The organism is Proteiniborus sp. (assembly GCF_040308045.1).
GTDB lineage: Bacteria > Bacillota > Clostridia > Tissierellales > Proteiniboraceae > Proteiniborus.
Genome location: NZ_JAWRHZ010000036.1, coordinates 1 through 21,186, shown reverse-complemented (window position 1 = coordinate 21,186; position 21,186 = coordinate 1). Strand labels below are relative to the sequence as shown.

At 31.7% G+C, this 21,186-nt stretch carries 25 protein-coding genes; 5 read left to right on the top strand and 20 right to left on the bottom strand.

Going from position 1 to position 21,186, the window contains the following annotated elements:
• Window positions 1-384 precede the first annotated feature (384 nt).
• Together ABV008_RS06675 and ABV008_RS06670 are read left to right on the top strand one after the other, a co-directional pair.
• On the top strand, window positions 385-1,164 hold the full coding sequence (locus ABV008_RS06675) for an ABC transporter ATP-binding protein (RefSeq protein ID WP_352419040.1): 780 nt from the start codon (window positions 385-387) through the stop codon (window positions 1,162-1,164).
• Window positions 1,157-1,981 carry an ABC transporter permease gene (locus ABV008_RS06670; RefSeq protein ID WP_352419039.1) on the top strand — a complete coding sequence of 275 codons (825 nt, stop codon included), beginning with the start codon at window positions 1,157-1,159 and terminating at the stop codon, window positions 1,979-1,981. Before ABV008_RS06675 ends, ABV008_RS06670 begins: the two co-directional genes overlap by 8 nt.
• Window positions 1,982-2,045: 64 nt before the next feature.
• Here the strand turns inward: ABV008_RS06670 and ABV008_RS06665 are convergent, their stop codons facing one another.
• The 8 genes from ABV008_RS06665 to ABV008_RS06630 form a co-directional block, all read right to left on the bottom strand.
• Complete coding sequence (locus ABV008_RS06665; RefSeq protein WP_352419038.1) at window positions 2,046-2,210, bottom strand: zinc-ribbon domain-containing protein; 165 nt, start codon at window positions 2,208-2,210, stop codon at window positions 2,046-2,048.
• A 169-nt stretch (window positions 2,211-2,379) separates the two neighbouring features.
• Complete coding sequence (locus ABV008_RS06660; RefSeq protein WP_352419124.1) at window positions 2,380-3,312, bottom strand: tetratricopeptide repeat protein; 933 nt, start codon at window positions 3,310-3,312, stop codon at window positions 2,380-2,382.
• Between the two features lie 62 nt (window positions 3,313-3,374).
• Window positions 3,375-4,808, bottom strand: a complete 1,434-nt coding sequence (locus tag ABV008_RS06655; protein WP_352419037.1) for a sensor histidine kinase — start codon at window positions 4,806-4,808, stop codon at window positions 3,375-3,377.
• A gap of 1 nt (window position 4,809) precedes the next feature.
• Window positions 4,810-5,499: a response regulator transcription factor gene (locus tag ABV008_RS06650; RefSeq protein WP_352419036.1), complete on the bottom strand. Its 690-nt coding sequence runs from the start codon at window positions 5,497-5,499 to the stop codon at window positions 4,810-4,812.
• A 74-nt stretch (window positions 5,500-5,573) separates the two neighbouring features.
• On the bottom strand, window positions 5,574-5,828 hold the full coding sequence (locus ABV008_RS06645; RefSeq protein WP_352419035.1) for an SHOCT domain-containing protein: 255 nt from the start codon (window positions 5,826-5,828) through the stop codon (window positions 5,574-5,576).
• Between the two features lie 73 nt (window positions 5,829-5,901).
• The gene (locus ABV008_RS06640) at window positions 5,902-6,639 is read right to left on the bottom strand and encodes a DUF3784 domain-containing protein (protein WP_352419034.1); all 738 of its coding nucleotides are present in this window, start codon (window positions 6,637-6,639) and stop codon (window positions 5,902-5,904) included.
• A gap of 106 nt (window positions 6,640-6,745) precedes the next feature.
• Window positions 6,746-7,306 (bottom strand): histidine phosphatase family protein, encoded by a 561-nt coding sequence (locus ABV008_RS06635; protein ID WP_352419033.1) that lies wholly within the window; start codon window positions 7,304-7,306, stop codon window positions 6,746-6,748.
• Window positions 7,303-7,917: a lysoplasmalogenase family protein gene (locus ABV008_RS06630; protein WP_352419032.1), complete on the bottom strand. Its 615-nt coding sequence runs from the start codon at window positions 7,915-7,917 to the stop codon at window positions 7,303-7,305. Before ABV008_RS06630 ends, ABV008_RS06635 begins: the two co-directional genes overlap by 4 nt.
• A gap of 1 nt (window position 7,918) precedes the next feature.
• Here ABV008_RS06630 and ABV008_RS06625 point away from each other — a divergent pair, with 1 nt between their 5' ends.
• Entirely contained in the window at window positions 7,919-8,089 is a 171-nt protein-coding gene (locus ABV008_RS06625) for a hypothetical protein (RefSeq protein WP_352419031.1), read from the top strand.
• A 44-nt stretch (window positions 8,090-8,133) separates the two neighbouring features.
• Here ABV008_RS06625 and ABV008_RS06620 read toward each other — a convergent pair whose 3' ends face one another.
• The 11 genes from ABV008_RS06620 to ABV008_RS06570 all read right to left on the bottom strand — a co-directional run bounded on the left by ABV008_RS06620 (window position 8,134) and on the right by ABV008_RS06570 (window position 17,371).
• On the bottom strand, window positions 8,134-8,916 hold the full coding sequence (locus tag ABV008_RS06620) for a sugar phosphate isomerase/epimerase family protein (protein ID WP_352419030.1): 783 nt from the start codon (window positions 8,914-8,916) through the stop codon (window positions 8,134-8,136).
• Between the two features lie 32 nt (window positions 8,917-8,948).
• Window positions 8,949-9,737 (bottom strand): GNAT family N-acetyltransferase, encoded by a 789-nt coding sequence (locus tag ABV008_RS06615; RefSeq protein ID WP_352419029.1) that lies wholly within the window; start codon window positions 9,735-9,737, stop codon window positions 8,949-8,951.
• Window positions 9,738-9,814: 77 nt separating this feature from the next.
• Entirely contained in the window at window positions 9,815-10,531 is a 717-nt protein-coding gene (locus tag ABV008_RS06610; RefSeq protein ID WP_352419028.1) for an ABC transporter permease, read from the bottom strand.
• On the bottom strand, window positions 10,531-11,370 hold the full coding sequence (locus ABV008_RS06605; RefSeq protein WP_352419027.1) for an ABC transporter ATP-binding protein: 840 nt from the start codon (window positions 11,368-11,370) through the stop codon (window positions 10,531-10,533). Before ABV008_RS06605 ends, ABV008_RS06610 begins: the two co-directional genes overlap by 1 nt.
• A gap of 116 nt (window positions 11,371-11,486) precedes the next feature.
• A complete protein-coding gene (locus ABV008_RS06600) occupies window positions 11,487-12,083 on the bottom strand; it encodes a hypothetical protein (protein ID WP_352419026.1) in 597 nt (198 codons plus the stop codon).
• A 4-nt stretch (window positions 12,084-12,087) separates the two neighbouring features.
• The gene (locus tag ABV008_RS06595) at window positions 12,088-12,660 is read right to left on the bottom strand and encodes a GNAT family N-acetyltransferase (protein WP_352419025.1); all 573 of its coding nucleotides are present in this window, start codon (window positions 12,658-12,660) and stop codon (window positions 12,088-12,090) included.
• Between the two features lie 92 nt (window positions 12,661-12,752).
• A complete protein-coding gene (locus ABV008_RS06590) occupies window positions 12,753-13,232 on the bottom strand; it encodes a GNAT family N-acetyltransferase (protein WP_352419024.1) in 480 nt (159 codons plus the stop codon).
• Between the two features lie 87 nt (window positions 13,233-13,319).
• Window positions 13,320-13,565 carry an HIT family protein gene (locus ABV008_RS06585; protein ID WP_352419123.1) on the bottom strand — a complete coding sequence of 82 codons (246 nt, stop codon included), beginning with the start codon at window positions 13,563-13,565 and terminating at the stop codon, window positions 13,320-13,322.
• Between the two features lie 10 nt (window positions 13,566-13,575).
• Window positions 13,576-14,310: an amidohydrolase family protein gene (locus ABV008_RS06580; protein WP_352419023.1), complete on the bottom strand. Its 735-nt coding sequence runs from the start codon at window positions 14,308-14,310 to the stop codon at window positions 13,576-13,578.
• Between the two features lie 222 nt (window positions 14,311-14,532).
• On the bottom strand, window positions 14,533-15,219 hold the full coding sequence (locus ABV008_RS06575) for an anaerobic ribonucleoside-triphosphate reductase activating protein (RefSeq protein WP_352419022.1): 687 nt from the start codon (window positions 15,217-15,219) through the stop codon (window positions 14,533-14,535).
• 31 nt (window positions 15,220-15,250) lie between these two features.
• Window positions 15,251-17,371, bottom strand: coding sequence for a ribonucleoside triphosphate reductase (locus tag ABV008_RS06570; protein WP_352419021.1), 2,121 nt, complete (start codon window positions 17,369-17,371; stop codon window positions 15,251-15,253).
• A gap of 223 nt (window positions 17,372-17,594) precedes the next feature.
• On the opposite strand from ABV008_RS06570, the gene ABV008_RS06565 reads away from it, so the two are divergent.
• Window positions 17,595-18,149, top strand: a complete 555-nt coding sequence (locus ABV008_RS06565; protein ID WP_352419020.1) for a hemerythrin domain-containing protein — start codon at window positions 17,595-17,597, stop codon at window positions 18,147-18,149.
• A gap of 100 nt (window positions 18,150-18,249) precedes the next feature.
• On the opposite strand, the gene ABV008_RS06560 is transcribed toward ABV008_RS06565, so the two are convergent.
• A complete protein-coding gene (locus ABV008_RS06560; protein ID WP_352419019.1) occupies window positions 18,250-19,692 on the bottom strand; it encodes a M28 family metallopeptidase in 1,443 nt (480 codons plus the stop codon).
• Between the two features lie 189 nt (window positions 19,693-19,881).
• On the opposite strand from ABV008_RS06560, the gene ABV008_RS06555 reads away from it, so the two are divergent.
• On the top strand, window positions 19,882-21,186 hold a 1,305-nt coding region (locus ABV008_RS06555; protein ID WP_352419018.1), incomplete at its 3' end, for an alpha-L-fucosidase.

The window sequence follows — 21,186 nt, the reverse complement described above, 5'->3', positions numbered from 1 at the left end:
ACTTCTTCATTAACTACATTCGGTAACTTTTTCTCTTTTTTAGGTCTTGAAAGCTCAAAATCAATACCATCTTTATTTAAGACATCTCTAAAAGTAAGTTTTATTGCATTTACAGCTTGATTAGCATCTGAATTTCATCATTATTATTTCTATTATTCTTATCATCTTTATCACCTCTGAAATTATCCTTGGCAATAAATTTTAGGTCTAAGATTACTTCTATATTAACAACCCTTTTCCTTCTATAATTAATATCTTTTTACAAAAGACTACAAAGTTTTAATAATAAATTAATTTGTTTTACTCCAATATACTTCTTCACAAACTTCATTGCTTCTGAATATTATGAAGTACGTAGATTTTTGATTTAAGGAGACGATATAGATGAAGGAACCAAAAGTAGTAGAAATCAAAAATGTTAGCATGAATTACCATACTCTAGATGGTGAAACTGTAGCCATAAAAGACATAAGCTTTGATGTCTACAATGGTGAGATAATTGGAATTGTAGGTCCTAGCGGTTGTGGAAAATCCACATTATTGTCTATAGTAGCTGGGCTTATAAAACCAACAAGAGGTAATGTCTATATAAATAATCAAAAAGTGAACGGTCCAAGCAAAAATATAGGTTATATGTTTCAAATGGATCATCTATTTGAATGGCGAAATATTTTAGATAATGTGCTAATAGGATTAGAAATACAAGGCAAAGTCAACGTAAATACAAAAAAATTTGCTGAAGAACTTTTAGGAACGTATGGATTATCTGAATTTATGAAACATTATCCTAATCAATTATCTGGAGGCATGAGGCAAAGAGTTGCTCTTATAAGAACTTTAGCTGTAAAGCCAGATATATTACTTTTAGATGAACCATTTTCTGCTCTTGATTATCAGACAAGATTGGCTATAGCAGATGAAATAGGAAGCATATTAAAAAAGGAGAATAAAACCGCTTTAATGGTGACTCATGATATAGCAGAAGCAATCTCCATGTCCGATAGAATTGTCATACTGTCTAATAGACCAGCAACAATAAAAGAAATAATCCCCATTGAACTCAGTTGCCCAAATGGTATCAGGACTCCTATGAAGTGTAGAGAAGCTCCTGAATTTAGATATTACTTTAATAAGATATGGAAGGAGCTGGATGTCCATGTATAATAACAAATTAATAGATAATAATAACATTTCAAAAGAACAACGACAATATTTAGAAAAAGTAAAGAAAAGAAAAAGAGCTATACTTATAACCCAAATATCTATTCTAGTAATATCAGTTTTACTTTGGGAAATCGCAGCACAATTTAAATGGATAGACACCTTCTTTACCAGTTATCCTTCTAAAATAGTTGCATTGTTCATAAAATATGTAAAAAATGGTATGATCTTTGAGCATATTGGTATATCCTTAATGGAGACTATTGTGGGTTTCATAGCTGGAACTGTTCTAGGAATACTAATTGCAGTTCTTTTATGGTGGTCTGAGTTTATAGCAAAAGTACTAGACCCCTACATGGTAGTTTTAAATAGCCTTCCAAAAACAGCTTTAGCCCCAATAATAATATTATGGGTAGGTGCTGGATATTCAGGTATTATCGTTACAGCAATTAGTATCTCAATAGTGATAACAATACTAAATGTTTATAGCAGCTTTATTGAAGTAGATGAAGATAAAATAAAAATGCTAAAAACTTTTGGTGCAACTAAATTTCAAATATTAAAAAAAGTTGTCTTCCCTGCAAGTATACCTGCCATGGTAAGCACTTTAAAGGTTAATATTGGAATGTCCTGGGTAGGTGTAATCGTTGGAGAATATATTGTTTCTAGAGCAGGTTTAGGATATCTATTAGTATACGGTGGCCAGGTATTTCAATTGGATTTAGTTATGATGAGTGTAATAATATTAGCTATACTCACTACATTTATGTATAAAATCATAGCTATTTTAGAAAATAAAATCATGAAGTGGAGACAATGAATAATTTAACACTTCAAAAAAACAATTAAGCTGTTGATTATCATATCAACAGCTTGTTATCATTCTAGTATCTAGAAGCTCTTTGATTCTTTTGTTGTTTTCTTGCATTTCTACATTCTGGACATCTTTTTGGTTCTTGGAAACCTTTTTGTGTATAAAACTCTTGTTCTCTTTCTGAGAAGACAAATTCTTTTTCACAGTCTTGACATACTAATTTCTTATCTGACATTACTTTTCACCTCCTAAATGAGTGGTATCTTTATACATTCTTACACAAGACCACCATTTAGGGGGAGGATTGTTTCAAATGAATAAAGTATTGTACTTAATAGTAGTATAGCACTATGTTAGCATCAAATCAACATGTTTGTAGCAAGTTTCCTATGACATCTACGCAATTAATCTTCCATAAGAAAACTATATTTTTCATTTTCTCTTATAACTTCAAGATCCTTATCATGCCTTACCATATATTCAAAATCTGGATATAATTTCTTAGCTTTTATTAAATCTGAAATTGCTATATCTATATCCCCTAAGTTTATACTGCAGCATGCTCTATTATAATATAGAAATCCTGCATCAGGATTTTTCTCTATCCCCTCTGTAAGTATCTTTATAGCTGCATTATATTTCTTTTCTTCAATATATATTGCTGATATATTTAAATAAGCATATGGATAACCACTATAGGAATCTATTGATAATCTATAATATTCAATTGCTTTTTTAATGTTTCCTAAATGTTTTTGGATTACTCCCATATTAAACAAGGATTTATAATAATTGCCCTCTATTTTTATGCTTTCTTTAATCATCTGAAAAGCTTTGTCATATTCTTTGATTTCTTCATATATGGAACCTAAATTATTATATGCCATATAATCATCTGGAGTTAATTCAATTACTTTCTTATAATATTTTATAGCCTTTTCTTTATCTCCTCTTTCATCATAAATATTAGCTATATAAAAATATGCCCTGTCATATTCTGGCTCTAGTTCTGTAGCTTTAAAATAGAATTCTAATGCCTTATCCTTATCACCTTTTTCATCAAAGATTATGGCCATGCCATAATATGCTCCTGCCTCATTTGGATTTATCTGAATAATACTTTTATATGTTTCAAATGACTTGTTCTTAAGTCCAATTTCATCATACAAAATAGCAATATTAAATAATATATCTATTGTCTCATATTTTTCGCCTTCAAATTCTAATGCTTTCTTAAAAAAATGTAAAGCCCTCTCTTTATTATCCTCATCAAAAAAGTTTTCTGCTAAAATCATATAATTATTTCTACGATCTACTTTCTTTATTCTTTGTCTCATCAATATCTGCACCTCTTACCTTAATTGTCAATGACTATAGTTTATCATAAGTAATAGTTAAATTATATAGTTAATATGTGATTATCTTTTTGATTCTTAAGTAACTCAACAACAAACTGAGTACCTTTACCTTTCTGACTATGAACACTAATATTCCCACCATGGGATTCTACCAAGGATTTAGCTATAGTAAGTCCTATTCCCGTTCCACCTGTTTTTCTACTTCTAGATTTATCACTTCTATAAAACCTTTCAAAAACAAAAGAAATATCTTCTTCAGCAATTCCAATCCCATTGTCAATTATCTCAATTGTTATAGTTTTTTCTTCTTCTTTAAGAAGAATATCAACCTTACCTCCGGAATCTGTAAACTTTAATGCATTTGAAATAAGATTAATCATTATTTGTCTTATCTTGTCTTTATCAGCTTCTATTATGATATTCTCTTTTATTTGTTTATTAAGCTCTATTTGCTTTGAATCAAACTCATATCTGAAGCTCTCTGCCACATTTTCAATTATTTGAGATAAGTTAACTTCTTCTATCTCCAGTTCTACTCTATGATTTTCAATATCTGTTATATATTTAAGCTGTTCAACTAGCTTTTTAAGTCTGATAACCTCATCTCTGCAGATATCCAGCTTATCCTTTGTAGGTTGCCAAATACCGTCATTAAATGCTTCTATATGACTTTGAAGTATGGTTAGAGGCGTTCTAAGCTCATGGGATATATCTGTAGTCAATCTCTTTCTCAAAACCTGCTGTTCCTTGAGAGATTTTGCTAAGTGATTTATGGAGCTTGATAGTTCAATTAGTTCTTCTGCACCATTTTTTAATTCAATATTAGTATCTAGGTCTCCCTTTCTTATATTATTTGCAGCATTGGTAATTTTAAGTATAGGCTCTGACATTACCCTTGAGTTGTGTATTCCTAATATTAAAGCTAAACCAAGCGAAATAAGCGAGGCATAGAGTATAGAGCTATTTATCCCTCTAGTAAAATCCACCTCTCTTTGAGATATCATAAAAGAACCTACATATCCTATTTCAACCTCTCCAACTCTTTTTCCATCTACTATTAACTCAGATATTTTTACTGTGGTAGTTGATTCATTTATTTGACTTCTGCTACTTCCACGCATCATTCCCCTACCCATACGACCCATCATTTGATTGTGCATTCTCATCATATTATTGTTCATGAAGTTCTCCAAAACAACTTCGCCATTTTTATCCTTTATCTGAATATCAAAATTATCTATAAGGTGTGAATTCGCTATGTTTTTTAGAACTCTATTAGACCAACTGTTGTCAATAGAATAAGAATATTCAACCATCTTAACTATATCCTCGATCCTATCTACCTGCTCTTCTTCCATATAGTCATTGAATTTCTTAAATATTGTTATGTTAGTTATTATTCCAACTAAAAATACAGACAATATGGCTATGCTAATCATTGATATAATAAATCTGGTTTTAAGTTTTTTAGTCATATCATTCACCTACAAACTTGTATCCTACTCCATAGACTGTATGGATGTACTTAGTATTTTTATCCTCTATTTTTTGCCTAATATTCTTAATATGGGTATCAATAGTTCTATCGTAGCCTTCATAATCAATTCCCAAAACCTTTTCTATTAAATCCTCTCTGCTATATACTCTATTAGGATTCTGTGCTAGTATAGTAGCTATTTTAAATTCTGTAGGAGTTAAATCAACTGACTCCCCCTTTTTCTTTAGCTCCATTTTGTTTAAATCTATAACCAAATCCCCTCTATTAAATTCTATAATATCTGCCTTAATAAAGTCCTTTTGTGTCCTTCTAAATATAGTCTTTACTCTGGCTACCAGTTCTTTTGGACTAAAGGGCTTTACTAGGTAATCATCTGCTCCCAGATAAAGACCTGTAACTCTATCTTCCTCTTCTGCTTTAGCTGTCAGCATTAATATAGGGACTTGGGATTTCACTCTAATCATTTTGCATATTTCTTCTCCAGACAAATCCGTAAGCATTAAATCTAACACAATAAAATCGATTGATTCTCTTTTGAAAAGTGAAATCGCATCATTGCCATTATATGCAGTATATACCTTGTATCCCTCTCTTTCAAGGTAAGCCTTTATAACTTCCGTAATTTGAACCTCATCATCCACGACAAGGATATTTTTTATTTGATCCATATGCTTCACCTCTTTAACTCAAAAATACTACAATGACCAGTATCTTGCAATACTGGTCATCAAAATAGTTAAAATTATTTAATTCTGCCCTTCATTTTTTCATATTCTTCGTCGTTTATTTCACCATTTACATATCTCTCATTAAGTATTTCCATTGCTTTATCTGGTCTATTCGGAGAATTGGTGAAACCTTTAACTAGCTTATATATAAGGTATATAACAAGAACCGCTACCAGCACTCGTAGTATTCCCATACCTAGCATCATCCAAGGAAATCCAACTCCTCCACCAAGATTAAAACCCATTCCGTATCCAAATCCTCGACACATATTTTTCACCTCTTCAAATTGTTTTCTGTCCTTAAATACATTATAGATAACAAATTTGAAGATAATATGAAGATTAGAATACTGCCCTGATTTTATTATATAATTCTTGAGTATTTTCACTGCTTCTATAATTTATTATTACAAAGCCTTTTTTTAACCTAAGATATACATAAGGCGGTCTTCCATTATAGATATATATTCTTCCTTTTCCTATACTATCAAGAGTGAATATTCCTCTTAATGTGTTGCCAAAGTCAAAGCCATTATCTTTTCTTAATACCTCTGGAATTGAATCTAATAATACCACTTCTGCAACATCTTCTGTATAAATTGTAGAAGCGTACATTCCTCCAATTTTTATTTTTTCATTATTTACGGTAATACTTGGCTCCTTTGCTCCATATAAATTAAGACCAATAATAAAGATAAGAATTATCACTAAAAAACCTAAAAAAACGCCTAGAGTAAGCTTTGTACTTTTTTTCATGCTTCCATCAGGTTCTAATGAGTTTTTATCGTATTTTTGAGCCTTTATCATAACATAAGGAGTTAAGATAAAGAGTGTAGCTATAATCAATACCATTCCTGCAGTTCTAAGCCCTGTAGAAATTAATACTGCTCCTAAAATCATGGCTCCTCCTAATAGGAACATAAAGTTTCCCATAAGCCTGCCTAGCGGTTCTGTATCAACATTTTTTCTTTTTTCTTTGGACATAGTATTGTAGCCTGATATAAGCCAATAAAATTTAAAGTACCTAACTAAAATGCCTAACACTATACACAGAATCCCTACAAAAATTAAAACATACAACATAATCCCCCCTTACCCAAAGGTATTAGTTGGAAATTTTATATTATATTATACCATAAAACAAATGATTGTTAAGTTTGTGACAACTATTTAATAATGTCGAAAATCATAGTATAAACTCTTTTATTTTCATAGCTTTAGTACCTTCAAAATCAATGCATACAATATGAGGCATCAGGGGCTTTATTCTTTCAAAATCACTATAATCAAAGTTCTTATCATAATAGTTTATAATAGTACTAAGAGCAGCACCATGTGTTCCAATAACAATGTTTTCATTTGGATTTTCCACTAGTATTTCAGATAATGCAGCTATATTCCTTTTTTGCACCTCATTTAAACTCTCGCCACGTTCGAGCTTATAATCAAAATTATTCCATTGTTCTCGAGCAAAAGCATCGAAATCTTCTATCCATATATCATCTATTTTTCTCTCCCTAAGGTCCTCTATAATATTAATATGCAAGTTTACTCTTTCGGCGAAATCTTTTACAGTATCATAGGCTCTTTTATATGGACTCGAAAATGTTTTAGTAATTTGTTTATCTAAAAGAAATTCAGTTACTTTCTTGCTATCTATAATACCTATGTTCGTGAGGGGACGCAGCAAATCATCTTGTATTGATAAATCTGGCTTTGCATGTCTTACAAAATATATTTTTGTCATAATAGTTCTCCTGTTCTATATTTTTTTGAAAAGCTTGAGAAATCATATCCACTCAAGGAAAGTAGGACCTGCGAAGGCAAATAAAAAAACCACATTAATAATCCTGAAATATTGTATAGTAGGCTGGCTATACCGTTAGAATTGCTCGTTAAAATAATAATATTGAAAATGCCTACATTTATATCACATAGTAAGAAAAGTACCATTCCTAGAGCTATAAAGCTTCTATTTGGATAAGGAAATAGTTTATGCCTATATGATTTTATAGCTTTTATAACACTAATTATCAAAGCTACAGCATAGAATAATGCTGCAGCAAATAGTAAATTAATTTCCATGATGAGGAAGTTTGTAACTAAGTATATACCCAATATTATCAATAATAAAAATACCATTCTTACCAAAAGAAGCCTAGATTTATTTCTCTCATATCTCATAATATAAAGTATATGAACTATTGAAAAGATGCCTACACCTAGAGCTAGATAATCAGTAAATAGAATCATAAAATCTGCAATCATAGTAATAAACAATCCAGATTGCAGCAAATATTTATCTCCTTTATTAAGATAATCTTTTCCTGTTAAAACTGATAATGAAAAGCATAACATTATGGATATAAGCTTTGCTAAGCTTAAAGAAGAAAAAAACTCTGTTGAAAAGAAATCAAAATATAGAATGACAGTATACAATATACAAATCAATATAAGAAGTATTTTGATTGCTAATAATTTGTTTTTAGTTCTCACACCCATAATTCATCTGACTCCATTCATTTTATAAGTATGCATCTATTCTTCAATTAATATAAGCATCTCCTTTTTCTTTTATCTAAAGCTAGGTATTTTACTGACTGATTCTTTTAATGTCTCACTAGTCTTTACTTCTATGACAACGGATATGTTGTTGTCCTTAGCAAACTGTAGTCGTTCGTCTATAGGTATTATTCCAGTATACAGTGGCTGATGGTCTGATTTTTCATTATAATCATGAAGATGCATGTGTTTTACTCTGTTAGCAAATTTCATAAAAATAGGCTTTTCACTAAAGTTGACCATAGCATCGTGTCCCACATCCCAGGTTAAATTAAAGTTATCAAATTCAGTCAGCAAATTTATTGCCCTATGAATAAAAGAGATATGAAAATTAGATGTGTTCTCAATACATAATATTACTCCCAATAGATTTGCATGCGCATTTAATTCAGAATAAGATTCGTGTAATAGTTTTCTATATTCTTCTTCATATTTTTCATTAATCCATTGCCTCGAATTAGGCAGTGTACAGTAAATACCGTTATTTAGATGCATATTAACAATCTTGATTTTAGCTTTGCTAGTCCATTCAATTAATTCTTTACATCGTTCTAGATGCCCTTTTCTAATTGATGGATGAAAGGAAGTTAAGTCAATTTCTTCAGGAAAGTGCACTGTAAAGTCAATTCCATACTTTGCTTTCGCATCTAATATTTCTTTATAACTAAATTTTTCAGGCATGAAAATAGGGTAATTCATATTTAACTCTATGAAATCTAAATCTAATTCTTTACAAAGCATAATATTTTCTTCTAAACTATTAAATTCAATTAATGCTGGCATTCCTAGGTTCATTTTCAAGCCTCCTTTTATATTGTGCCCTAGCATCATTTTTGAAGTAACCACCAAATATCATCACCATAAAACCCACAACTTCTATATAATCTTTCTGGATTTGTCTCATTATCTACTTCACCCGAAACCGTAGTAAATACTGCTCTTCCTTTTAACCTATTTAATAGCTCAAATACCAGTACCTTCCCTAGTCCTCTTCCTCGATATTCTGGAAGTACTTGAATCCATTCAAGTGAACCTTCTGGAACACTACTATCAAATTCTGCTATGCCTAAAGCTGCTGGGATATTTTTATGTTTATCCATAATCCATATCCAAAGGCTATTTTCAAACACTCTATGAGTTGTCCAACTTTTAACTGTCTCGGGACTTGGATGTAAATCCTTATAACATCTTCCAATAAAATCTGAAATTTCATTAGCTTCTTCTTTAGCATTAGGCTGTCTAATATAGAAGTCCTCAGGTAAAGAATAGGACAAAATATTATTATTATCATGTTTAATACGAAAATATGGTTTAACTAGATTGTAACCATCTGTATCTAGCTGTTCATAGTAATCATTATGTATTATCATGAATTTAGCCTGTTCCATAATATGTCGTATAGATTGATCAATTTTTCTACTTTTATTCCAAAGAATATGTATCCCATTTTGGTCTAATCCTTTAATCTCTAAAACTTCATCATCAGTGCATATATGTGAACACTGAAGATTATTTAATCTATCATTTGTTTTCCATATTGCATTTGGAAGAACCTTACACGGGTCCTTCTTATACAAATCTTCTAATATATTTTCAAAATCATTATTAACTATCATATAATCATTTCCTTTCTTATGCCCTAGCAATACCTGATACTCTAGGCACTCCCCCTTTAAAGCCAAATTGAATTTATTTATTCAAAACTAATTTTTGATAGTTTATACACACTAATAATCATTGCTATAAATAATATAATAGCAAGTGGTATAATTAATTTTATATCAAAACTTTCACTTGTCATAAGCTTATATCCCCATGTAGCAGGGAAAATCTTACCCACATTTTCAAGTACCTTTGGAAGCATATCTACAGGAAACATAATTCCAGCCAGCATAATTGATGGTAAGAATATAAACTGTGATGCCATTGTAAGCTTTGATATATCTTTGATAAATAGTCCAAGTACTGTTCCTACTGACAAACTAACTATAATAAAGATTGCAAGTGATAGAAAATGATGAGCTAAATTAGTAGGAATTTTTGCATTAAAGGCTAGTGGAGCAATAAAAAATATCACGAGGCTCACAATGAAAAGATGGACAAAAGCAGAGATAAAGTTGTTGATTGTAGCTACCCATAGGGGCAAGCCACCAACCTTGTAAGCCTTTTTAATTTCACTTCCATACAACTCTGTCAATGGTATAGGTGCTCCTAAAATCGTCCCCATTGTCAACCCAAACACTGTCATGGATTGAATTAATGTATCCTTCGATGCAGGATTGATAGATGAAAATATTCCTCCCATAAATGCAAAAAATGCAAGCGGTACTACATAATAAGTGAGAAGTACACCTTTGTTTCTCAAATCAAGTTTCCATTGTAGAACAACTCCATAAAAAAATGCACTCATTATTTTACCTCCCTTGCTATATCCATAAATCTTTGTTCAAGTGTGGCTCCTTCAATTTTCACATCAAGAACAGTATTTTGAGTTTGTTTACAGATTTCAAGCAATTCAAGCAGAGTATCTCCGATATCTCCAGAAATAAATAGGGAATATCCTTGTTCGTAATCATCAGCCTTTAATGGTCTTTCGGTTTTTATATAAATTCTATATTGCCTTCCAATTTCATTAGTCAATTCGTTTATTGTACCTATAAAGGCGATTTTTCCTTCTTTGAGAATAGCAATTCTATCGCATAAGCTCTCTACCTCTGCCATATCATGGCTTGCCATAATTATGGTTTTTCCTTGTTCTTTCAATTTACGGATCTGTTCATGAAGAGAAACTCTTCCTTCTACGTCAAGTCCAGCAGTCGGTTCATCAAGGAATATGATATCGGGATTGCTAATAAGTGCAAGTGCTAAATGTAGTCGTCTTTTTTGTCCTGTAGACATTTCTTCATACTGCTTGTTTTTTAGTTGGTTAAGTCCAAAAGCATCAAACAGCTCAGTATTTACTTGTACTTTATTCCACTTACAAAACAATTGATAAGCTTCTATTGCCTTAATATTCGCAGGAAGTGACGATGATTGTAGCTGCACTCCTATAGTTCCGTCTACTGTAATACTTCCACTGTCATATTTTCTAATACCTTCTATACACTCAAGTGTGGTAGTTTTTCCTGCTCCATTTGTACCGAGTAGAGCAAAGATTTCATTTTTATTTACAGTAAAGGAAATATCTTTGATGACTGTATTTGTTCCATAGCTTTTTATTAAGTTATCCACCTTAATTGCAACACTCATCGCTTTTAGACCCCCCATATAATGTATATTTTAAGAATAAACTTAAATTAGATAGGTTGTGGTAAGTTACCACACATTCTTTGTGCAAGCCTTGATTTTATCGTATCTTCAGATGACTATGTCTTCTTCAAATTTTCTATACAGGTTGCTACTGTTCTTTCAATAGTTTGTATAACTTCGGTGAATTCTAGTATCTCTAAGGATTCTTCTTTAACAGAGTCAGCCATATTAAAATCGGTTTCTAAATCACTAATTAACTCAGGTAAGAGCATATAATCAAACTCATCAATACTAATTGACTGTTCCTTTAAAGGAACAATTTTCAATGAGTAGTAATCTATTAACATTCCGTTCAATTTCCAAAAATCATGATAATACATCTTTTTGGCTTCAGTCTTTATGTCTTGAGGTAACCATTTAACTTTTTTGTTATATATATCTTTCAACCATATATCATCGGATATCAGATGGAAGTAATAGCCCAAATGAAAAGGATTTGTGTTCTTAGTTAAGTATTTATTATGAAAAGACCCATAATCAATGTATCCTGTACTACAGTCATTCTTCTTTATAAAATGTGATATTTCTTTTAGTTCACCCTTACTTTTATATACATCAGGAGCAAGGCCTCCTAATAGAAATTGATCATCATCTATTTTAAGTTCATTTTTTAATATTGTAGATATACAATAATGCATCACTCTAGATCCCATGGGCTTATTCCTCTAGAGCCTTTGGTACGTCTATTACATCAAATTCTTCTGAAGTCATTCCATAGTATATTTCATCATAAAAGCTACCATTGGTATAAATCATCCTTCTTAATTTGCCTTCCTGCATGAAACCTAATGATTCATGTAGTTTCTGTGACCTTTCATTAAAGGAATAGACATATGCATTAACTTTTTGGTATCGTAATTCTCTAAAATAGTATCTTAATACAATTTTAATCGCTTCTTTTGCATAACCTTTTCCCCAATAAGGTTTTTCTAATCCTATACCATATTTAAATGTGCCAACTCTCCTATTACAATCAAATGTATTTATATTACCTACTACATTACCATTCATATCTTCAATAATCCATCGAAAACTATCATCTTGTGATTCTTTCTTAATATTACTTTCTAACCTCTCCCTCATTTTTTCCTTAGATTGCGGGAAATGAATCTCGTCACATAACCTATCTAAATCAGTGTCTGCTTCAAAGCCTGCTTTAAAGAAACCATCTATATCTTTTAACTCTACTGCTCTTAGTCTTATCTTTTCGCCAATCCAACAATTACTCACTGACGATACCTCCTTGATATCCTAAATTACCAATATACCTGTCCATTTTTGATAAATTTCAAATGAAAATATCTTTTGATAACCTCGTTAATCTATCTAAATTCCTTATACTCCATGTAATAAAATTCATCTTCAGAATTGTTGAAAGTCTTCCTAATATACCTATCTTTAATTTCAAATCCAACTCTCTTATAACAATTAATAGCTCTTCTATTAAAACTTCTTACTTCAAGTGCTATTGTATTATTAGGAAATCTCCTATTGCATTCTTTAAGTAATAATTTCATAATATTTTTTCCGTGACCTTTTCCACAAAGAGAGGGCTTCAAGCCAATTCCTATATATGTTCTATCTGCCTTTAAACTTATCCTGCCATAAGAAACCAATTCATTATTTAAAAGTATAGCTATGAATTCTAATTTCCTTTTTCTTTCAATTGATAGCCCCCACCCGTTCTTTACTACGATATCCCAATCTGAAAAATTATATATTGAATATTCTCCCTCATATTTCCAACTACAAATCTCTTTAGCTTGGCTTTCCGATAATTCCATAATAATATAATTATCCACTTCTATCTCTCCTCCAAAAGTTCGTAATTGTTGTGACCCAATATCCTAACTTTCACGACAATTCGAAATTATATATCTTAAGATTTGTTATTTATTATTCTTTGAAAGTTCACGAATAATAACGTCCTTTATTTGACTAAGATTTTGTTCTTCTTCATTTTCGTCTCCATATGTCCAACCAAAGCCATCACCTCTATATCTTGGGAAAACATGCATATGATAATGTCCGATGTCATTAAAGTATCCACCATTTTGCATTATACTATATCCGTCAGCCTTAAATACCTTTTTAATAACTGATGTAACTTTCATAGCAAATTTTATTATATGAATTGCAGTATCTTCATCTAGGTCGTCTAAATCGAGCCAATGCTCTTTTGGTATTATTAATACTGGTAGTGCCTTTACATTTTGCTGCAGCTATTCCATGCTGCACTTCATCTAATTCTAACTCCTCCACTGCTTCTTTAACTGAATCTGCGTCACCAAATTCTCCTGCATGGGCACGCAATTTTAGACCATATGACTTTGCCAGTCGGTATAGTGGTTTGAAATTTGCTATTGGTTGTGCAAATTCATTTCCACATATATCAATTGATTGATAAAAACTCATGTTAAAGTATTCATCGCATAAATTCAATATAGAATCTACTTTAGTCCCCCTGTCTAATGATAATTCAGGAATAAATTCAATTTCTGGTGCAGTTTCTTTATGAATATCAGAGATAATTTTAATAAAATTAGGTAAATTATCATAAAGCGTTTCTTCACCCAACCCAAAACTTAGTACCAATTTAGTAACACCATCATCTTTTGCCTGTTCAAAAGCAGCTCTAATTCTTACTTCATAACCATCTGTACCCTGGCAATGACATCTAATATTTTCCACATACCAAGATTGCATATCACCAAGATCTGAAAACTTACGATTTAAACGTGGAATTTGAACCCCCGCCCACTTTTCTATAAAGCTTACATTTCCACCTCTTGGTGCATGATTATGAAGATCTCCTTTAGAAATTCTTTTAACTCGTTCAACATCATGATTCTCTAAAGCTTCGATAAAATTAGCTTTCATTTAATCTCCCCTTTGAATATGCTAGATTAAAACATCTGGTATAAAACACATTTCGCAAGCTGCCTTTATTCCGTTCCCCTATATGCATGTCCTATATAGAAATTATAATCCAAATTGGGAAAAATTACAATGTAGCTAATTTCATAGTACATATAATAAAAGCCATGCTGTAGTAATTTCATTACAGCATGGCTTTTAGTTCACATGGTATCTTATATATTATTAATTACGTATCTTAAATATTCCAAAATAGCTTTTAATTTGTTCTTCAATTTCTCTTAATGTTTCTCTAGAAAATGGGCTGAACTTATTTTGTCCATCCAGAACTGTACTTCCATCCTTGAAGTTCTGCAGGTAATATCTTTTGCTCCCCTTTAGATACTCTGCAATTTTCAGTATATCCTCTTGAGTTAACAGTTCTATACATACAGTCGTTCTAAACTCATAATCAATATCTGAGCTTTTTATAATATTAATACTCTCGATTATTTTTTCTATATCAATATTTGCATTTGTTACCTTACTATATTTTTCAATCGGAGCCTTTATGTCCATTGCAACATAATCTACTAGCTCATCTTCAATAAGTTTTTTCAATATATCTGGATTAGTTCCATTAGTGTCAAGCTTTACTAAGTAACCTGTTGATTTTACCTTTTTAATAAAGTCATAAAGACCATCATGAAGCGTTGGCTCCCCACCTGATATACATACTGCATCAAGCATTTTCTTTCTTTTGTCGAGGTAATCAAATACAAAGTCCTCTTTAATTGTTTCTCCTATGTTGTATACGAGGTCAGAATTATGACAGTAGTGACATCTAAAGTTACAGCCTCCTGTGAAAAGTACTGTGCATATCTTATCTGGGTAATCTATAAAAGATGATTTTTGATGCCCTCTAAACTCCATAACTATTCTCCTCGCTGATAAAAACTAATAATTATATTGCTTCCCTAATACTTTGTTCATTATCATTTAAGCTTACTTCTGTATCAAATTCTAATCTATCCTTAAACTCTTCCTTTTTACCCTTGTTCCAAGATTGAACTGGTCTATGGAATCCAACAACCCTAGTCCACACCTCTGTATCTCCACCACACTCTGGGCAAGTGAATTGTTCTCCCTTTAAATATCCATGATCTGGACATATGCTATATGTTGGTGTAATAGTTAGATATGGTATCCTACTGTTTTCAAAGGCTCTTTGTAATAAAAGTTTAACAGTTTCAACATTATCAATTTCTTCGCCTATGAAGCCATGTAATACAGTACCACCAGTATATAGGGTTTGAAGCTTATCCTGATGCTCTATTGCTTCAAAAATATCCTTAGTATGATTTACAGGAAGCTGTGTAGAGTTTGTATAGTATGGCTCATCTGTTCCTTGTGTAAATATTCTAGGATATAATTTCTTATCCATTCTTGCAAATCTATACGCTGCTCCTTCTGCTGGAGAAGCTTCAAGATTCCAAAGGCTACCTGTTTCCTCTTGGAATATTTGAATGACTCTGTTCATGAACTCCATTATATCTATTGCAAAATCTCTGCCTTCCTCTGTTGTGATATCCTTGCCAAGTAAATTGACACATGCTTCGTTCATTCCATTTAATCCTATAGTACTAAAGTGATTTTTAAAATACTCTCCATGAGCATCCTTTACTGATTGAAGATAGTATCTTGAGTATGGGTAAAGTCCAGCATCCATGTATCTTTCAAGTACCTTACGCTTTGTCTCGCATATTTCCTTAGATATTTCCATTAACTCTCTAACTTTTTTCTTAAATTCTTCTACTGTTTGAGCCTGATATCCTATACGACCCATGTTTAGGGTAACTACGTTTATTGAGCCTGTAAGTGGATTTGCACCAAATAAACCTCCACCTCTTCTTCTAAGCTCACGATTGTCTAGTCTAAGCCTACAGCACATACTTCTAACATCCTCTGGGCTTAAATCGCTATTTACAAAGTTCGCAAAATATGGAGTACCGAATTTTCTAGTCATTTCCATGATTGAATCAACAACTTCTGAATCCCAAGGGAAATCCTTAGTAATATTTATTGTAGGTATTGGGAAGCTAAAGCTTCTGCCTGCTCCGTCTCCCTCCATCATTACCTCACAGTAAGCCCTATTAAACATATCCATTTCCTTCTGAAATTCACCGTATGTTTTATTTCTTCTCTTTCCTCCAATAATTACTTCCATGTTCTTAATCATTGGATGAGGGGTAATATCTAAGGTTATATTAGTAAAAGGTGTTTGAAATCCAACCCTTGTAGGTATATTCAAATTAAATATAAAGCTCCTAACGGCCTTTTTTACTTCATCATAGCTTAATTCATCGTAATAAATAAATGGAGCTACGTATGTATCTAGAGAACTTACAGCTTGAGCACCTGCAGCCTCTCCCTGAAGCGTATATAGCCAGTTTACAATCTGTCCTAAGAATGATTGTAGATGGCTTGCTGGTGAAGATTCTATCTTACTACTAGCACCTTTAAAACCTTGTAAAAGTAGTGCCTCTAAATCCCATCCACAGCAATAAGGTGCTAATAGACCTAAGTCGTGTATATGTATATCTCCCTTTATATGTGGGTCTCTTAACTCTTTTCTATATATTTTGTTTAGCCAATACTTCTTAGTTATAGATTCAACAATATGATTATTTAGACCTTGTAAGCTAAATCCCATATTAGCATTTTCATTTATTCTCCAATCATCTAATGACACATATTCATCGATTAATGTTTCCGCATCCATAAAAAGATTTTTGGTTTCTCTTAATTCTTCATGTTTGCTTCTATACAATATGTACGCCTTTGCAGTTTTGGCATGTCCTTCTTCAATTAGAACCTTCTCAACTAAGTCTTGTATGTCTTCTACTGATGGTATACTTGCTCCAAAAGCCTCTGTAACAATACTGACTACTATTTTTGATAATCTTTCAGCAGTTTCTCTGTTGTCTCCACCAACTGATTTTGCTGCTGCAAATATTGCGTTTTCAATTTTCTTTACATCAAAATCGACAATATCCCCGTTTCTTTTCTGCACCCTAGTAATCAAGGCATTACCCCCTTATATTGTGGTTTAAAATTTTGCAATGCATATATATTGTATATAATTATATTATATTATAGATTAAACTAAATTTATTTACAACTTAATCTCGCCAAAATTTTATCTTTTTTTGTTTTTGGGACAAAAGAACTATTAGAAAATAAAATTGTGTTTATTATGATTTTTTGTGGATAATAATAATGTAAAGATTATTTAGGAGTGATACTTTTTGAACACAATAAAAATTCTTGTAAACGAACACGATAATATAAAGAAAATACTTAAAGTAGTAAGAAAAATTTGTATAGGAATTGTTGAAGGAAAAGAAATACCACACGATGATTTAGTTTCAATTATTGATTTTATAAGAAATTACGCGGACAAATACCATCACGGAAAAGAAGAAGACATGTTATTTAAGGATATGGCTAAAGAGCTAGAGGATAAAATTGGTCCTGGACCTGTTCAAGGAATGTTAATTGAACATGATTTTGGAAGAGGCTTTGTTAGGGAACTTGAAGCTGCTCTAAAAGCTTATGTAGAAGGTAATAACGATGTTAAGGTTGATATAATAGCAAATGCTATGGGATATGCAAATCTCTTAGAAAGGCATATATTCAAGGAAGATAATATGCTATATAAATATGCAGAGAAAAATCTTAGTGAAGAAACTATGAGTAAATTAGATAGAGAATTTAAGGATTATGAGGAAAATAAAGAGCATATTGAAACTAAGGAAAAGTATATAAGATTAGTAGAGAAATTAGAAAAAAAATATATGTAAATAAATTGTCATCCTAAGCACAGTGAAAATCCCCCCACACCCCTTTCACAAACACCTAGGATGACAATTTATAAATTCAAATCCTAATTAAGCAATATATTTAAAAAGCATTTTTATCAAGATAATATAATACAAGCCTAGTTATATCATTTATTCGTTTCTCATCTACCTTATCTATTGTATCATCTGGTGTATGATATCCATTTTTTAAATCCATATTAATCAGGCATAATGCTTCTACACCCTTAGCTCCAAAGGGATAATGGTCACTTCCTTGACCTGCTTCCTGAACAGAATCGATTTTTAATGCCTTGGAATTCCTGTAAAATTCCTCTCTCAGCTTAATATTAGTGCTATCAAAGCTTAATAATGTAAGAGGCACTTTGGTTTTTGAGCCTACCATATCTAAATTTATCATTACAGTTGTATCTTTATTTAATGGATACATTGGATTATTAGCGTAATAATATGAACCGTATAGACCTTCTTCTTCTCCATTAAAAGCAATAAAAAGAATTGATTTCTTAGGCTTATAATTTCCTTCCTTTAGTAATCTAGCTATCTCCATCATTACAGCAGTGCCTGAGGCATTATCTAGAGCTCCTGGGTTATAGGTTCCATTTTTATTATCACCTGCATGGTCAAAATGAGCTCCTATAATGATAAATTCATCTTTAAGCTTCTTATCCTTCCCTTCAATATATCCTATTACATTTGCGGCAGTAATATTTTCTATTGCATAGTCCGCCTTAATATTGATATCTAAACCTTCATTAGCAGCGTTGACTAACTCCTCAAATGCTGCTACTTTACAAGTGAAAAGTATTGGTTTCCCTTCGGCAAACTTAGCTGAGGGTTGAGCATTAGGTCCTACTACAAAATTACCGTAGGGATGATTCGGGTTATCAATATCTACTTCTACTATCAGTCCACCAACTTTGCTGTTTCCATGTGCTACCCTATCAATTATATATCCACTTCCAACACTAGATAAAACTTTGCTAGGTACTAAAATTATCTTTCCTTCATAAGACTTAATGTTATTAACAAGGTCTTCAGCATTATCTATAACTACACCTTTTCCCTTTGCTTCACCCTTAATGCTTAATTTGGTTATACCAGTATTTACAGAAAATTCTTTTATGTACTCAAACTCCTTTTCTATCTTTCCTTCTTTGTCTAATATCTCTAGCTTAGGAGCACTATATGTAAATCTAACATTTTGGTCATAATGCTGCAAATATGTTTCTAGCTCAGCTGGATAATTAAGCTTTATCTCTTTGAAATAGTTTTCAATATATTTAGTGGCTAGCTCATTTCCTTTCGTTCCAGCAAGTCGGCCCTTATATTTTTCAGATGCTAATTCATTGATTATTTTCATGATGTTTTTTGTATCTACATCTTTTTCTTTAATATTCTCAAAAGATGCTTTTTGAATATTCTCACTGCTGTTTGCTTTTCCAAGAGTCGTGCATCCACCTATAAATAGTGAAGCAACGAGCAAAATACTAATTATAAAGGTAAGTCTTCTATTTAGTTTCACTTCAACACCCCCATATTTAATTATATACCAAACTAGACAAAATATTGTTAGTAAAAAATAAATTATAAAAGTATTCCAAGCTTTTAGGCCTTAAGGAATCAGTAATGGACACGAAACAAGGTTTTATATATACTAGTGATTAAGCAAGAATTAATAAAAAATTCGGGTTTACTTATAGGAGGCATTAAAATGGACCTAATAAAAGAGAGAAATAAAAGAACAGCTTGGTTTCTTAAAGATAGGTTTGGAATGTTCATCCACTGGGGTCTGTACTCAATCCCAGCACGAGGAGAATGGGTAATGACTAATGAAAAAATGTCAAAGGAAGAATATAAGCAATATTTCGATGAATTTGACCCTGTATTCTATGACCCTAAATCCTGGGCTAAAGTAGCAAAAAATGCTGGAATGAAATATGCTGTTATGACTGCAAAACACCATGATGGATTTTGCTTGTTTGATAGCAAATTTACTAATTATAAATCTACTAATACTAAAGCAAAAAGAGATTTAATAAAAGAATACATAGATGCGTTCAGAGGGGAAGGTCTTAAGGTAGGTCTTTATTATTCTATCATCGATTGGCATCATAATGACTTCCCTCATTATGGAGATAGACATCATCCTATGAGAGATAATGAAAGATATAAAGATGTAGAACATGATTTTGAAAATTATGTAGAGTACATGCATGAACAAGTTCGAGAGCTTTGTACCAACTATGGAAAAATAGATATACTTTGGTTTGACTTTTCCTATGATGATATGGTTGGGGAGAAATGGAAAGCTACAGAATTAATAAATATGGTTAGAAAATTACAGCCTGATGTGATAATAGATAATAGATTAGAAGCAAGTGGAGAAAACTCGGGAAGCATCATGACCAATAATCCTAGCTTTTACGCTGGAGATTTTGCATCTCCTGAGCAAATCATACCTCCAGAAGGAATACTAGATGAAAATGGAGACTCAGTGCCTTGGGAAGCTTGTGTTACAATGAACAATCATTGGGGATATTCATCTATAGATAAGAATTTCAAATCTCCAAGGATGATCATTAGAAAGCTAGTAGAATGTGTTAGTAAAAATGGAAATCTACTATTAAATATTGGACCTAATGCAAAGGGTGAGATTCCTGAAGAATCATTAGATACTCTAGAGGCTATAGGTAAATGGATGAAGCAAAATAGCAGCAGTATATATAATTGTGGAAAATCGAGCCTTCAAAAGCCTGAATGGGGTTATTTTACCCAAAACCAAAATACGCTGTATGCCCATATATTTGAAGGTAGTATAGGTCCATTAGGAATACAAGGTCTAAATGGAAAGGTTAAAAAAATCAGATTGCTTTCCGATGGTTCTGAGATTAAATTAAGGAAACCTTGGAATACCATGGATTATAATGACTATATTTTTATTAATTTCGGTAATCCAGAACATCTTACTTATCCATTACCAAATGATATTGATACAGTCGTGGAAATTGAGCTATTG

What these genes read in the sequence shown, in the direction of transcription:
- ABV008_RS06675 (WP_352419040.1), top strand. Translation starts at nt 385, where the DNA reads ATGAAGGAACCAAAAGTAGTAGAAATCAAAAATGTTAGCATGAATTAC.
- ABV008_RS06670 (WP_352419039.1), top strand. Translation starts at nt 1,157, where the DNA reads ATGTATAATAACAAATTAATAGATAATAATAACATTTCAAAAGAACAA.
- ABV008_RS06665 (WP_352419038.1), bottom strand. Translation starts at nt 2,210, where the DNA reads ATGTCAGATAAGAAATTAGTATGTCAAGACTGTGAAAAAGAATTTGTC.
- ABV008_RS06660 (WP_352419124.1), bottom strand. Translation starts at nt 3,312, where the DNA reads ATGAGACAAAGAATAAAGAAAGTAGATCGTAGAAATAATTATATGATT.
- ABV008_RS06655 (WP_352419037.1), bottom strand. Translation starts at nt 4,808, where the DNA reads ATGACTAAAAAACTTAAAACCAGATTTATTATATCAATGATTAGCATA.
- ABV008_RS06650 (WP_352419036.1), bottom strand. Translation starts at nt 5,499, where the DNA reads ATGGATCAAATAAAAAATATCCTTGTCGTGGATGATGAGGTTCAAATT.
- ABV008_RS06645 (WP_352419035.1), bottom strand. Translation starts at nt 5,828, where the DNA reads ATGTGTCGAGGATTTGGATACGGAATGGGTTTTAATCTTGGTGGAGGA.
- ABV008_RS06635 (WP_352419033.1), bottom strand. Translation starts at nt 7,306, where the DNA reads ATGACAAAAATATATTTTGTAAGACATGCAAAGCCAGATTTATCAATA.
- ABV008_RS06630 (WP_352419032.1), bottom strand. Translation starts at nt 7,917, where the DNA reads ATGTTATGCTTTTCATTATCAGTTTTAACAGGAAAAGATTATCTTAAT.
- ABV008_RS06625 (WP_352419031.1), top strand. Translation starts at nt 7,919, where the DNA reads ATGGATATAAGCTTTGCTAAGCTTAAAGAAGAAAAAAACTCTGTTGAA.
- ABV008_RS06620 (WP_352419030.1), bottom strand. Translation starts at nt 8,916, where the DNA reads ATGAACCTAGGAATGCCAGCATTAATTGAATTTAATAGTTTAGAAGAA.
- ABV008_RS06615 (WP_352419029.1), bottom strand. Translation starts at nt 9,737, where the DNA reads ATGATAGTTAATAATGATTTTGAAAATATATTAGAAGATTTGTATAAG.
- ABV008_RS06610 (WP_352419028.1), bottom strand. Translation starts at nt 10,531, where the DNA reads ATGAGTGCATTTTTTTATGGAGTTGTTCTACAATGGAAACTTGATTTG.
- ABV008_RS06605 (WP_352419027.1), bottom strand. Translation starts at nt 11,370, where the DNA reads ATGAGTGTTGCAATTAAGGTGGATAACTTAATAAAAAGCTATGGAACA.
- ABV008_RS06600 (WP_352419026.1), bottom strand. Translation starts at nt 12,083, where the DNA reads ATGGGATCTAGAGTGATGCATTATTGTATATCTACAATATTAAAAAAT.
- ABV008_RS06580 (WP_352419023.1), bottom strand. Translation starts at nt 14,310, where the DNA reads ATGAAAGCTAATTTTATCGAAGCTTTAGAGAATCATGATGTTGAACGA.
- ABV008_RS06575 (WP_352419022.1), bottom strand. Translation starts at nt 15,219, where the DNA reads ATGGAGTTTAGAGGGCATCAAAAATCATCTTTTATAGATTACCCAGAT.